Source organism: Myxococcus sp. CA023 (assembly GCF_010998615.1).
GTDB lineage: Bacteria > Myxococcota > Myxococcia > Myxococcales > Myxococcaceae > Myxococcus.
Map to the genome: position 1 here is coordinate 128,763 of NZ_JAAEAH010000011.1, position 13,807 is coordinate 142,569.

Below are 13,807 nucleotides of genomic sequence, written 5' to 3' on the forward strand. Positions count from 1 at the left end.
GTTGATGGGCGGGGGGCTCAGGACTCAGCTCCGTTTCGGGGCGTTGCGCGCCACCGTCCCCGGGATGGGCGACAGCGTGGGCGAGGTGGCGGAGGAAGCAGTGGGCTCGGGCGGCGCCTCGGCGGTGGGCTCCGCGCCCGGCTCCGCGGTCGCGGCGTCCTGCGCGGGCGTCTCCCCGGCATGCACGTCGGAGGTGGGCACCTCACGAGGCCCCTGCGCGTCCATTTCCAGCACCTGCGGGGGCGACGAGGACTGAGGGGACGCCGCATCGGCCGGAGGCGACGCGCCGTCCGTGGCGGGAGGCAGGGTGGCCTCGGGCCCACCCACGACCTGCGGCGGCTGGGGCGCGAAGCGCGTCCCGGGCCTCACGGGCGCGGTGGGAGGCTCTCCGATTTCCTGGTCCATGGCGTAGAACTCACGCTCCACGACGTTGCGGACCTCATCCGTCTGGCGGCGGAACTCGCGCAGGAACTTGCCGATGCCGCGCGCGAGCTCGGGCAACCGCTGCGGCCCGAGAATGAGCAGCGCGGCCACCAGGATGAACACCATTTCGCCTGCGCCGATGTTGAACATTTTTCCTGACGCGCTCCCCGGAGCAGCCCGGTTTATCGCGCCCCGGGGAGACAGGCGCAACCGTTCGTCTCGCCAAAGCGTCCGCCCGCCACCCGGAATGGGCGGCAGGCAACCCGAAGGCGCCCTTTCATACTACGCGTGAGAATCCGCCCCGGGCGAGAGCGGAACCGCCATTCCTTGCGAGGAAGCCACCGCCAGCGCCCGTGCCTGCTCCCTGCTGTGCACCCGCCGCTCCACCACCCACAGCAAGGCGGGCAGCAACAGCGTCAGGACCATGGACACTCCGGCCATTCGAGGAATGCCGCCCAGGGTCCCGTCTGGCAGGTCCGTCAGCAGCCGGGCGCTGAGGAAGGCCCCCACTGCGGCGGCCATGTGCTGGACGGCGGACTGGAGGGACATGAAGCGCGCACGCACCGGGGTTTCCGGCACCCGTGACGTCAGCGTGTTGTACGCGACGTTGCGCGTCCCCATGGCCACCATGAAAAGCGTGAAGATGACGGGCACGGGCATCCAGCGCGGCAGGTGGACGAAGCCCACGTAGGTGGACAGCAGCACCAGCATGGAGCCCACCGTGCCCACCACGAAGGAGCCGTACCGGTCCACCATGGGCCCCGCCACCCGGAGCGTCGCGAAGCTGGCGATGCCGCCGATGAAGTACGGCAGCCAGAGCAGCTCGCGCGGGTAGCCCACGTTCTGCTGCAGATAGGCGGACAGGTTGGGGATGAGGACGAAGCCCGCCATCATCACCAACGCCGTCATCACGTACGACAGCTGGATGTCCCGGTTGCCCAACAGCTCGAGCACGCCGGCCTGTTGGCGGGGCCCCGCGTCCAGATGGCCACGCACGGGTGGCAGGTAGAAGATGGCGCCCAGCACCACCAGCAGGCCCATGGCGGCCACCGCGAAGAAGGGCACGCGCCAGCCTCCGAACTCGGCCAGCTTCAGCGCCATGGGTACGCCCGCCACCGAGGCCACGGAGAAGGCGCCCATCACCGCGCCCAGCGCGCGTCCGCGCCGCTCCACGGGGACCAGGTCCGCGATGATGGACAGCGACAGCGACGTGGCCGGCCCGCCGAAGATGCCCGCCACCACGCGCGCCAACAGCAGCGTGGACATGCCCGTGGCGAAGCCACCCGCCGCGGTGGCCACCACCAGGCCCAGCATGGACACCGCCAGCGCCTTGCGGCGGTCGAAGCGGTCCAGGAAGTAGCCACCAGCCAGCCCCGCCACGCTGGCGGCAGCCGTGTACGCGCCGCCAATGATGCCGATGTGCGACGACGCGATGCCCAGCCCCTTCGCGAAGTCCGGGCCCAGCGGCATCACCATCACGAAGTCCAGGATGTTGACGAACTGGACCGCGCCGATGAGCGCCACCACAGCGCGCTCGGAGACCTGTCGTTGATTCGGCATGAAGACGTGTCTACACCCGGAAGCGGCGAACCTCCGCACGGAGGATTTCCGCCTGACGCTGGAGGTTGTCGATGGCCTCCTCCAACTGCTTCACGGAGCGTGTCTGGTGCTCGGACACGCCCTTGATGGTCTCCACCGCCTTGAGCACCTGCTCGCTGCCCTTCGTCTGCTCCTTCTGGGCGCGGTTCAGGTGGGTGACCATCTCGTTGATGCTCTCGATGGAGCGGGTGATCTGCTTGCTGCCGTGCGCCTGCTCCTGGCTGCTGCGCTGCACGTGGGCGGTGAGCGCCTTCATCTTCTCCGCGCTCTTCATGATCTGCTCGCCGCCGCGGGCCTGCTCGTTGGAGGCCTTGGAAATCTGCTGCACCGTCTCGCTGATGCGGTGGATGGAGGCCGTCACCTGCTTGCTGCCGCGCGCCTGCTCCACGGTGGCCCGGGCAATGGCCTTCACCATCTGCGTGGACTTCTGGGTGCTGTCGTTGATTTTCCGCAGCGCCCCTTCCGCCTCCCGGCCCAGCTGCACGCCCTCCTCCACGCTGCGCACGCCCTGGTTCATCACCACCACGGCGTTGCGGCTCTCCTCCTGGATGCTGCGGATGAGCTCGGCAATCTCCTTCGTGGACGCGCCGGTGCGCTCGGCCAGGTCCTTGATTTCCTCCGCCACCACCGCGAAGCCCTTGCCGTGCTCACCCGCCTGCGCGGCGATGATGGCCGCGTTGAGCGCCAGCAGGTTCGTCTGCTCCGCCACGTCGTCGATGACGTTGAGGATGTTGCCAATCTCGGAGATGCGCCGGCCCAAACTCTCGATGACGTGGGCCGCGCTGCGGCTCGTCTCCTTGATGCGGTCGATGCCGGTGAGCGTCTTGCGCAGCGACTCCACGCCCGTCTGCGCGTCGTCGAAGACCTGTTCGGACAGGCGGGCCGTCTCCTTCGCGTTGGCCTCCACCTGACCGATGGCGGCGTCCATCTGGCTGATGGCCGAGGACGTCTCCTCCGTGGAGGCGGACAGCTCCTGGATGTTGGTGGCCACCTCCTTGATGGAGAACGTCATCTCCTCGATGGCGCTGGTGGTCTCCTCCACGCTGGCGGCCATGGCCTGGACGTTCTCCGCCACCTCGTCATTGGTGGCGGCCATCTCCATGATGGAGGAGCTGCTCTCCTCCGCGCTCTGGTAGAGGACCTCCACGTTCTCCGCGATGCCTCGCAGCGAGGCCATCATCTCCACCATGGAGGAGGACGTCTCCTCCACGCGCGCCTGCACCGTGCCCGCGCCGGACGACACCGTGGTGCCGGTGCGGTGAATCTGCTCCACCACGCCCGCCACCACGTCCGACACGCCGCGCACCCGGCCCAGCGTGTCACGCCAGCTCTGGGCGATGCGGTTGAGCGCCTCGGCGAGCTGGCCCAGCTCGTCCCGCGTCCCCACGTCCACGCGGCCGGTGAGGTCCGCCTCCGCCAGCCGCCGGGCCATGCCCATCATCGCGTCCAGCGGCACCAGGATGAAGGCGCGGGAGATGAAGAAGGCCACCAGCAGGAACAGCGCCAGGCCGATGCCGAACGCGAGCATCACGACGCGCTGGAGTTCGGTGACGACCGCGTCCAGCCCGGAGTTGTCGAGCACCAGCAGCGCCTGCCCCACCACGCCGCCCGACAGCGTCACCGAGCGCGCCACGGAGCGGTCACCATTGGCGAAGCGGAAGCCATCCAGCGGCTGACCCTGCCGGGCCTTCAGCTCCGCCTGGAACCACGCGGGCGGCTCGGCCGGATGGGTGGCCAGCACCTGCCCCTCGCTGGAGAGGACGGCCAGCACCTTGAAGTCGTCGTCGCCCGCGCGCAGCCGCTCCAAGCTGTCGGGCAGGGCCGCGGCGGGCTGGGCCATGAGCATGCTGACGGCCTGGCTCGCACGGGCCTCGCCCCGCTTCTGCAGGCGCTGCTCCAGGTGGGCTTCCACGCGCGAGGGTACGACGAAGAAGAGCGTCCCCAGGATGAGGGCGAGGACGAGCGCGAAGGAGCCCAGCAGCAGGCTGCGCAGGCCGGGTTTCTTGAACCGGAGAGCCAAGACGAGGCACTGTAGGGAGGGAAACACCGGCAGGGCAAGAACAGGGCGCCAACGCGGCCTGTCCCCCGGGGGCGCTGACTTCCCGCCTGGCGGATGCGTAAGGTCATCCCGATGTCCTCCACCCTGCTACTGACGGACCCGCTCTTCTTCCAGCACGACCCTGGGCAGAGCCACCCCGAGTCGCCCTCCCGGCTGCGCCGCATCCTCGGGGTGCTGGCCAGCACGCCGGTGAAGGGCACGGTGATGACCGCCCCGCGCTCCGCCACGGAGGCGGAGCTGGCCTCGGTTCACACGCCGGAGCTGCTGGCGTACCTCCAGCGCATCAACGGGCACCGCGCGCAAATCGACCCGGACACCCAGGTGTCCCCCGACAGCGTGGACGCGGCGCGGTTGGCCGCGGGCGCCTCCGTGCAGGCGGTGGAGGCGGTGATGAAGGGCGAGGCCCGCAACGCCTTCGCGCTGGTGCGCCCGCCCGGACACCATGCCGAGCCCGACAAGGCCATGGGCTTCTGCCTGTACAACAACGCGGCCATCGCCGCGGAGGCGGGCCGGAAGCTGGGCGCCGAGCGCGTGCTGGTGCTCGACTGGGACGTGCACCACGGCAACGGCACGCAAGCGGCGTTCTGGTCGCGCCGGGACGTCATGTATCAGTCGGTGCACCAGTTCCCCTACTTCCCGGGCACCGGCGCCGCGCCGGAGGTGGGCGTGGGCGCGGGCGAGGGCTACACCGTCAACGTGGGCCTGCCGGGCGGCAACTCGGACGCGGACTACGGGATGATTTTCGAGGAGCTGCTGCTGCCCGTGGCGGAGGCGTACCGGCCCCAGCTCATCCTCGTCTCCGCGGGCTTCGACTCGCACCAGCACGACCCGATTGGCGGCATGGACGTCAGCGAGCGCGGCTTCGCGGCCATGTGTTCGGCGATGAAGTCCCTGGCCGACAGCGTGTGCCAGGGCCGGCTGGTGCTGCTGCTGGAGGGCGGCTATTCGCTGGAGGGCTTGTCCCAATCCGTGCATGCCTGCGTGGAGGTGCTCGCCGGGCGCAAGGACAGCTTCCCCACGGGTGACACGCACGCGGACGCGAAGGACGCGCTGCGGGTGAGCCGCGAGGCGATGCGGCCGTACTGGCCTCGCGTATAGACGTTGGCTGGACGGCGTGCCAGAAGCCCGGCAGCACACGGGAGGACTGCATGGCGGAGATGAACTACCGGACGGCGTTGGTGACGGGTGCATCCAGCGGCCTGGGACGCGGGCTGGCGCTGTGGCTCGCCAAGCGGGGCGTCCGCGTGTTCGCCGCCGGACGCCGCCTGCCGCAGCTCCAGGCCCTGCGGGACGAGGCCCAGGCGGCCGGCGTCACCGTGGAGCCCGTGGAGCTGGACGTCACGAAGGCGGACGCCACCCTGGAGCGCATCCGCGCGCTGGACGCGGAAGCGGGCGGGCTGGACCTGGTGGTGGCCAACGCGGGCGTCGGCGGCACGACGAATGCGAAGCGCCTCCCGTGGGAGCGCGTGCGCGGCATCATCGACACCAACGTCACCGGCGCCGCCGCCACGCTGAGCGCCGTGCTGCCCCAGATGGTGGAGCGCAAGCGCGGGCACCTGGTGGGCGTCTCCAGCCTCGCGGGCTTCCGCGGGCTGGCCGGCCACGCGGCCTACTCCGCGTCCAAGGCCTTCCTGTCCACCTTCATGGAGAGCCTGCGCGTGGACCTGCGCGACACCGGCGTGCGCGTCACCTGCATCTATCCCGGCTTCGTGAAGAGCGAGCTGACCGCCACCAACAACTTCCCCATGCCCTTCCTCATGGAGACACATGACGCGGTGGAGCTGATGGGCAAAGGCATCGTCCGGGGCGACGCGGAGGTGTCCTTCCCCTGGCAGCTCGCGGTGCCCACGCGCATGGCGAAGGTGCTGCCCAATCCGCTCTTCGACGCGGCCGCGCGGCGGCTGCGCTGACCTTCCCTCTTCCCCTTTCCCGGAGACGCCCTGTGACGACGCCACAGCCCTTCGCCCACCGTTTCAGCCAGCTGGCCGAGCAGCGCTCGCCGTTCTGCCTTGGCATCGACCCGTCGAGAGACTTGCTGACGCGCTGGGGCCTGCCCGACAACGCGCGGGGCCTGCGCGACTTCTGCGAGCGCGTGGCCGACGCGGCGGGGAGCTCCGTCGCGGTGGTGAAGCCGCAGAGCGCCTTCTTCGAGCGCCATGGCCCCGAGGGCCTCCAGGTCCTCCAGGAGCTGATGCGGCGCTTCAAGTCCGTGGGCACCCTCACGCTGCTGGACGTGAAGCGCGGGGACATCGGCTCCACGATGGAGGCCTACGCCGAGACAGTCTTCGGCAAGGGCAGCGCCTACGAAGCGGACGCGGCCACCTTCACCGCCTACCTCGGCCTGGGCGCGCTGCTGAAGACGCTGGAGCGGGCACGCGCATCCGGCGCCGCCGCCTTCCTGGTGGTGCGCTCCTCCAACCCAGAGGGCACGTCACTCCAAATGTCGCGCGGCGAGGACGGCCGCACCGTGGCGGAGGCCCTGGCGGACGGCCTGCGCGCCTTCAACGAAAAGCCCGGCCAGGACGCGGCGCCGGTGGCGGGCGCCGTCATGGGCGCCACCCTCCCCGACTCGGACCGCGGCATCATCGAGCGGCTCGGCGGCGCGCTGCTGCTCACGCCCGGCATCGGCGCGCAGGGCGCCGGCTTCGACGACTTGAAGCGCCTGTTCGCCGGGCGCGAGGCGCAGGTCATCCCCACCGCCACGCGCTCGGTGCTGGAGGCGGGGCCGGACACCGCCGCCCTGCGCCAGGCGCTGGAGCGACACCTGGCGCCCGCCCGCGCCTTCCGCGCTACTGCGCGCCCATCATGAACTGATCGACGTCGACCGTGTTCTTGTCGGGCACCGCGTCCTTCGGCTCGGTGCCCTTCTTGAAGAACATCAGCTCCGAATCCCTGGAGCCCGCTGGGGCAATCTTCCCCGTCTTCTTGTCGATGTGGAGCCGCGCCAGGTCCATGGACTGCCACGGGTAGAACTCGGACTGCGGCCGGCCCTCCAGCGCGCTCTTCATGTAGTTGAGCCAGATGGGGAGCGCGGCGCGGCCGCCCGTCTCGTAGCGGCCCAGCGGATGCGGGTTCAGGTCGTAGCCCACCCACGCCACCGTCACCAGGTCGCGGGTGTAGCCGGCGAACCACGCGTCGAAGGAGTCGTTGGTGGTGCCCGTCTTTCCCGCCGCCGGCTTGCCCAGGCGCTGCGCCGGGCCGGCGGTGCCCTGGAGCACGACGCCGCGCAGCAGGTGCGTGAGGATGAAGCCGGCCTCCGGGCTCATCACCTGCTCGCCCGGCTCGAAGAGGCGCGCGTAGCCGGCGGCCACGCGGTCCTGCAGGGGGGCCCAGGCGTCGTCGAAGGCCGTGTGGTCCTCCAACGTGCGCCCCCAGCGGTCCTCAATCTTGCGGATGAAGTACGTGGGCTTCTTGCGGCCGTAGCGGTTGAAGGTGGCGTAGGCGTTGGCCAGGTCCACCGGGTACACGCACGAGGAGCCCAGCGCCGCGGAGAAGTCCATGTTCATGGGCGTGGTGATGCCGAGCGTCGTGCTCCACGCGGCCATGTTCTTCACGCCCACCGCGCCGAACGTCTTCACCGCGGGCACGTTCAGCGACTTGACCAGCGCCGTGCGCAGCAGCACCTCTCCTTCGAACTTGTCGCTGTAGTTAGCCGGCTTCCACGACACCTTGGTGTCCGGGTCGTGCTCCACGATGGGCGAGTCCACCAGCACGGTGGCCTCCGTCCAGTTCAACTGCTCCAGCGCCGCCGAGTACACGAAGGGCTTGAAGGAGCTGCCCGGCTGACGGCAGGCCTGGAAGGCGCGGTTGAACTCGTTGTCGTCGAAGTCGTAGCCGCCCACCATCGCGGTGAGGTACTGGCGGTGGGGGTCGATGGAGACGAGCGCGCTCTGCGCTTCGGGCGTCTGCTCCAGGCGGAAGAGCTTCACGCCCTCGCTGGGGATTTCGTCCGCGAGATGCTTGTCCCACTGCTCCCTGTCGTCCGTCAGGTCCTTCTTCGTGACGTGGCGCACCACGATGACGTCGCCCTCGGAGATGGCCTTCTTCACCGAGGTAATCATCATCGCCGGGTAGTAGCCCTCCGGGTTCACCTTGCGCGCCCAGCGCATGCCCAGGAGCGGCAGCCGGCCGGTGTGCCCGCCCACCTGCACGTTCGCGCCCTTGCCGTCCCCGTCAATGGACGTGACGACGGCGACGTAGAGCCGGTTCTCCACCAGCTCCTTCGAACCCATGAGCTTCTTCGAGCGGTCGATGAAGGCGCGGATGGCCTCCTTCGACGCGAGCTGCTCCACCGGGCCGCGCCAGCCCTGGCGCTTGTCCACCGACAGCAGGCCGTGGAGCACCGCGTCCTGCGCGGCGCGCTGGCGCTCGCTGTCCATGGTGGTGAAGACCTTGAGGCCGGCCTTGAGCAGCACGGGGTTGCCGTACCGGTCCACCACGTCCTTGCGCACCTGCTCCACGAAGTACGGCGCGAACTCGTGGAACACGTCCTCCACCGGGTACACCTTCACCTCTTCGGCGTTGGCGACGTCGTGCTCCTCCTGCGAAATCATGCCCTCCACCAACATGCGGCGCAGCACGTAGGAGCGGCGCTTGCGGGCCGCCTCCGGGCGCAGGAAGGGCGAGTACCGGCTGGGCGCCTGCGGAAGGCCCGCGATGAGCGTCATCTCGCCCAGCGTCAGGTCGCGCACGTCCTTGCGGTAGTAGTTCTCCGCCGCGCTCTGCACGCCGTAGCTGTGGTGCCCGAGGAAGACGTTGTTGAGGTAGAGGTAGAGAATCTCCTCCTTCGTCAGCGACTCCTCCAGGCGCCGGGCGAGGATGGCCTCGCGAATCTTGCGGGTGAGCGTCTTCGCGGTGGCGGACTTGTAGCCCTCCGCGGAGATGAGCACCGCCTTCGCGGTCTGCTGCGTCAGCGTGGAGCCACCCTGGATGCCGCCCGAGCGCAGCCCCAGCTTGGAGCTCACCGTCTTGAAGCCGGCGCGCGCGGTGCCCAGCACGTCCACGCCAAAGTGGTCGAAGAAGCTGGAGTCCTCCGACGCGATGAAGGCCTGCACCAGGCGCTTCGGAATCCGCTCGTAGGGCACCACCTTGCGACGCTCTTCGTAGAACTCGCCGGCCAGCACCGCGTCATCCGTGTAGACCTCGGTGACGATGGGCGGCCAGTACTCGTCCACCTTGGGGATGGCGGGCAACCCATCCGCGTACACGTAGTACACGGCCGTCACGGCAATCACGGCGGCCGTGGCCCCGGTCAGCGAAAGCCATCCCGCGGTCTTCAGGAGGAACTTCCACCAGCGCTTGGAGGGGACGCCGTCGAGCACCAGCTTCGAGCGGCTGCGGTCAGCGGATTTAGGGTCGGACATACGCGTTTCTTTTGTGCCTCGCGGGCGTCAGGGCACCAATGCGGCCCGCTTGAGCACATCTCGGAGCTCGACGGCGAGGGGAGCCTCGACAGCCACCTTCGCGCCACCTTCGGGATGCGGGAATTCGATGCGCTCGGCGTGCAGGAACAACCTTTTGAGCCCCCAGCGCGCCCGCACGTCGCGGTTGAAGGCGAAGTCACCGTACTTCTTGTCCCCAGCCACCGGATGTCCGATGGCCGCCAGATGCCTTCTTATCTGATGCGTGCGCCCGGTCTCGATGACGCAGGACAGGAGCGCCGCCTCGCTCGACTGCTTCACGACCTTCCACCGGGTGACGGCCGCCTGCATGTTCACCCCCCGACGAGCCTTGGACTCGGCCGTCTGTTGGTGCTCTGACAGGGGCAGGTCGATGACCCCGGAGTCCCGGGGCATCTTCCCCTTCACCAGGGTGAGGTAGCGCTTGCGGGACAGGCCGTGGGTGAAGACCTCGGTGAAATGCACCATGGCCGGGCGCCGCTTGGCCACCAGGATGACGCCGGAGGTCTCCCGGTCCAGCCGGTGTGCGGGCGAGGCCGCGAAGTCGTTGCGGACGGCCTTGGGCCCCAGGAAGGCGCGCACGTAGTCCACCAGCGTTCCGCCGGTGATGCCACTGCCGGTATGGACGGCCATTCCGCTGGGCTTGTCCACGGCCATGAGCCAGTCGTCCTCTCGAAGGATGACCAACCGGCTGGGGTCCACCGGCGGTGGAGGCGGGTCCACTTTCGGACGTTCCGCCCCCACGAGCTGCTGCTCGTCGCCGCGGATGGTGAGCACGTCTCCTTCGGTCAGCAACTGCTCGGGTTGCGCACGCTTCCCGTTCACCCGCACCTTCTTGGTGCGAATCATCTTGAAGAGGTGGCTCACCGGAACATTGGGGAGCCGTTTGCGCAGGTGCTTGTCCAGCCGCATCCCGGCGGTGTCGGCTTCGATTCGGTACTCGATCATTTGTGCTGGCGCATGGACCAGACCATACGAATAATCCCGGGTCCATGGCGAAAGCCCCCAGTATCGAGAAGCTTCTTCAGAGTGGCTCGGCGGAATGGAACCGGATGCGTAAGTCCGGCCAGGTCGCCACCGACCATACCGGCGCCACCTTCACTCAACTGTTCTCCGCCAACACGGACCTGTCCGGGCTGGGCCTCATCGGCTCGGAATGGGACCGGTGCGACCTGTCCAAGGTCAACTTCCGGGACGCGGACCTTTCCAACGCCTACTTCCACGGCGGTCGGCTCCAGGACTGCGACTTCCGGGGTGCGAACCTCGAAGGCGCGACGTTCGAAAAGCTGAAGTTGTTGCGGTGCGACTTCACGGGCGCCAAGGGCCTCGACGACATCGAGATGGACGACGTGGATATGGACCGCGTCGTCGGTCTGGACGGCGAGGAGGCCCCGCCGCCTCCGCCGCCCCCCGCCCAGGGCATCACCGCCTTCACCCGTGAGCAACGGGAGAAGGCGCTGGGCGTCCAGGCCGCCGCGGCGCTCCAGGGTGAGCCCGTTGGCGACGAGCTGCCCCCCTTCCGGCCCCAGGACCCTCCTGGCTCGCTCTTCTTCCGGGCGCTGAAGCGGATGGGCGTGCCCCCGCTGTGGGTGCTGGACGTGCCGGGCCTGCGCCCGCTCCTGCCGCAGCGGCTGCCCCCGGGCAGCTCGATGGAGACGCTCTACCGTGAGGCGGTGAAGACGCGGCTGGAGAACAAGAAGCCCGCGGCGGACCCGGCGGTGGTGGACCGCGCGCAGAAGGCGCTCCGCATGGGCGCCAAGGACGCCCCGGTGGCGGCCATGTACCTGCGCGAGGTGGGCGTGCTGCCCCTGTTCCGTTTCTCCGCGGCGCAGGTGCTGAAGGGTGCGCTGCGGGAAGAGGTGGAGGTGGATGACCTGACGGGCTCCATCGACCCGCGCACCACGGGCGCGCTTCTGGAGCTGCGCTTGACGCACGAAGTCGTGGAGCACCTGCAGGAGGCGCGGCGCCGGCTGGCGGCCACGCAGCTCTACACGTCGCTGCTGGAGGCGGGCTTCAACCCGGAGAACAACTGGGACGAGGCGCTGGAGTCGAGCGACGCGTCGATGGAGCTGGCGCAGCTGGCCACGGGTGAGGACCGCAATGCCCTGCTGGAGGGCTTCCAGGTCTTCGCGGCGCTGCCGGACGAGGCCCGGCTGCGGCGGCTGGCCTACCTGGCCGAGTCCGTCACCAACCTGGAGCTGGTGAGCCGGCTGCCGGAGGGCATGGAGCCGTCGTGGCTCACGGGCCCCGAGACGCGCGAGTGCCACGAGCGGGAGATGACGTACGTCCAGTCGCTGAAGGCGGAGGAGATTCCCGCCAAGGTGGCGGCGCTGGCGAAGGAAGAGCTGGGCGTGCCCGAGGGTGAAGTTCCCGAGGAGAGCGACGGCGACCTCTTCGTCCACCTGCGCTGTGACGTGTGTGGCAAGGAGAAGCTCATCGTCCAATCACCGGAGGAGTAGCCGTCCGGTGCAAGTCGATGCCCGCGGGGCCGCGGGGTCCGGGATACGTTCCGGACCTGGCGGCCCCGTGGTGTTTCTGAAGCACGGGTTCGCGGCGCTACACGCCGGACGAAGGCAGCACGTATGTCACCGGCCTGGGCAGCACCACCTTCACGGTGTCCCCCGCGCGGATGATGCCGGGGCGCTCCACCCAGGCCACCAGGCCCCGGCGCTGCCATGCGGCCTTCACGAAGCGGCTCGCCAGCTTCTGCACGTCCGGATGATGCGCCTCGATGACGCGCCCGGGGCCGATACAGGGCTCATTCTCCCCTTCCACCACCAGCGTCGTGTCCTCCGGGAAGAACAGGCGCGTACCCGGAGGCAGGTGCGTCAGCCGCGGCACGCCCGCCACTTCCAGGTTCGCGCCCAGCCATGACGCCAGCACGCGCGGAATGCCGAGCGTCTCCGCGACCTGCGCCAGCTCCTCGCTCGACACCAGCGAGAACTGCCGCGTGTTGCGGATGGGCGTCCCCTTGGGGAACCACGGCGTGCGCACGTCCGCCGCGCGCGTCAGGCCCGCGTGGCGGTCGCCCTCCAAGCCCTCGAAGGACACCCGCGCCTCGGGCAGCTCCTTCGTGACGAAGCTCTTGCGTTCGGTACACACGAGGACGCGCACGATGCGTCCTTCCCACTGCGGCGTCTTGCGGGCCATCGCCGTCCTTCTACCCGACCCAGTCTCCCGCCGCCTGTCAGAACAGCCCGAGCTGCTGCGGCTTCCCGCCCAGCGGGCGCGCATCCATCCCCGCGTCGCGCAACGCCTGCGCCAACTCCTCCGCGAAGCCATGGCACGTCAGCACCTCCCGCGCCCCCGTGGACTTCGCGTAGGACACCAGCCCGGGGAAGTCCGCGTGGTCCGACAGTGGGAAGGCCACGTCCGCGCCGTAACGCCGCACCGCGCCCCGGTCCACCGCCCACCCCGTCAGCACCGCCGTCGCCCGAGGCCACAGCGGCGCCAGTGCACCGCCCCGCGCGTGGTGCGGCGGGAAGAAGAGCACCTCACCCGGCTCCACCTTCCCGTCGTAGCAGCGCAGATTTTCAATCGGTACGCCCAGCTCCGCGTAGAGCTGCGCCACCTCGTAGATGGAGGAATGCGCCACCAGTGGGAAGCCGCGCCCCGCCAGGTGCTTCATCGCCTCCTGGCTCTTGCCCAGCGGATAGCCCAGCAGCACTGGCACCGCGCCACGCTCCAGTTGCATCCGCAGCCACGTCTCCACCTGCCCCAGCACCTCCGGACGCGGCGGAAAGCGGTAGCGCGGATGACCGAAGGTGGACTCGATGACGAGCGTGTCGCACTCCGCCACCTCCGTCGCCTCGGCGGTGAGCGACGGCGCCACGTTGAGGTCCCCGGTGTAGACGATGCGGCGCCCATCCGGCCGCGTCACACGAAGCTGCGCGCTGCCCAGGATGTGCCCCGCCGGTAGCAGCTCCAGCACCAGCGGACCCAACTCGAAAGGCTGCCGGAAGGGCACCTCGCGCGGCTCACGCACCGGCCCCAGGCGATGCGTCATGAAACGCAGCGTCGCCGCCGTGGCGATGGTGCTCTCGTGCCGGGCAATGTGGTCCGAATGCCCGTGACTCACGAAGCACAGCGGCGACTTGCGCTTCGCATCCAGGGACAGGGGGGTGCCCGTCAGGTGCATCCCGTTTCGCCGCAGCTCCACGCTCATGGAAAGGGCCCCGGGTATAGCGCGTCCACTCACCGGTGGCCGCCTTCACTTCACCGCCCTGCCCGCCCGGCTGGTGGACAGGCCCGATTTGGCTTCACGCATGCCCCGCGACAGGGCCGCTACCGCACCGGCGCCCGTGCACGCCACCACCCCCAAGCAGCC

General features: G+C 69.5%; 11 protein-coding genes. 4 read left to right on the forward strand and 7 right to left on the reverse strand.

The window, feature by feature from the left end:
• Positions 1-24: 24 nt before the first annotated feature.
• From F8M74_RS07210 to F8M74_RS07220, 3 genes are all read right to left on the reverse strand, one after another.
• Positions 25-573 carry a twin-arginine translocase TatA/TatE family subunit gene (locus F8M74_RS07210; protein ID WP_141256118.1) on the reverse strand — a complete coding sequence of 183 codons (549 nt, stop codon included), beginning with the start codon at positions 571-573 and terminating at the stop codon, positions 25-27.
• Between the two features lie 132 nt (positions 574-705).
• Positions 706-1,983 (reverse strand): MFS transporter, encoded by a 1,278-nt coding sequence (locus tag F8M74_RS07215; protein WP_141256116.1) that lies wholly within the window; start codon positions 1,981-1,983, stop codon positions 706-708.
• Positions 1,984-1,993: 10 nt separating this feature from the next.
• A complete protein-coding gene (locus F8M74_RS07220; protein ID WP_141256114.1) occupies positions 1,994-4,042 on the reverse strand; it encodes a HAMP domain-containing methyl-accepting chemotaxis protein in 2,049 nt (682 codons plus the stop codon).
• Between the two features lie 111 nt (positions 4,043-4,153).
• On the opposite strand from F8M74_RS07220, the gene F8M74_RS07225 reads away from it, so the two are divergent.
• The 3 genes from F8M74_RS07225 to pyrF are packed head-to-tail and all read left to right on the forward strand — an operon-like array spanning position 4,154 to position 6,890.
• On the forward strand, positions 4,154-5,179 hold the full coding sequence (locus F8M74_RS07225) for a histone deacetylase (RefSeq protein WP_228560495.1): 1,026 nt from the start codon (positions 4,154-4,156) through the stop codon (positions 5,177-5,179).
• A gap of 50 nt (positions 5,180-5,229) precedes the next feature.
• Positions 5,230-5,991: an SDR family oxidoreductase gene (locus F8M74_RS07230; RefSeq protein ID WP_141256110.1), complete on the forward strand. Its 762-nt coding sequence runs from the start codon at positions 5,230-5,232 to the stop codon at positions 5,989-5,991.
• 32 nt (positions 5,992-6,023) lie between these two features.
• Complete coding sequence (pyrF, locus tag F8M74_RS07235) at positions 6,024-6,890, forward strand: orotidine-5'-phosphate decarboxylase (RefSeq protein ID WP_141256108.1); 867 nt, start codon at positions 6,024-6,026, stop codon at positions 6,888-6,890.
• Here the strand turns inward: pyrF and F8M74_RS07240 are convergent.
• Together F8M74_RS07240 and F8M74_RS07245 are read right to left on the reverse strand one after the other, a co-directional pair.
• Positions 6,871-9,444: a penicillin-binding protein 1A gene (locus F8M74_RS07240; protein WP_141256106.1), complete on the reverse strand. Its 2,574-nt coding sequence runs from the start codon at positions 9,442-9,444 to the stop codon at positions 6,871-6,873. The genes pyrF and F8M74_RS07240 overlap by 20 nt on opposite strands.
• A 27-nt stretch (positions 9,445-9,471) precedes the next feature.
• Positions 9,472-10,428: an RluA family pseudouridine synthase gene (locus F8M74_RS07245; protein WP_141256105.1), complete on the reverse strand. Its 957-nt coding sequence runs from the start codon at positions 10,426-10,428 to the stop codon at positions 9,472-9,474.
• Positions 10,429-10,472: 44 nt separating this feature from the next.
• Between F8M74_RS07245 and F8M74_RS07250 the strand changes: the two genes are divergently transcribed.
• Positions 10,473-11,939 (forward strand): pentapeptide repeat-containing protein, encoded by a 1,467-nt coding sequence (locus F8M74_RS07250; protein ID WP_026114249.1) that lies wholly within the window; start codon positions 10,473-10,475, stop codon positions 11,937-11,939.
• A 97-nt stretch (positions 11,940-12,036) separates the two neighbouring features.
• On the opposite strand, the gene F8M74_RS07255 is transcribed toward F8M74_RS07250, so the two are convergent.
• A complete protein-coding gene (locus F8M74_RS07255) occupies positions 12,037-12,630 on the reverse strand; it encodes an MOSC domain-containing protein (protein ID WP_011555865.1) in 594 nt (197 codons plus the stop codon).
• A 37-nt stretch (positions 12,631-12,667) separates the two neighbouring features.
• On the reverse strand, positions 12,668-13,645 hold the full coding sequence (locus F8M74_RS07260; protein ID WP_011555866.1) for an MBL fold metallo-hydrolase: 978 nt from the start codon (positions 13,643-13,645) through the stop codon (positions 12,668-12,670).
• Positions 13,646-13,807: the final 162 nt, after the last annotated feature.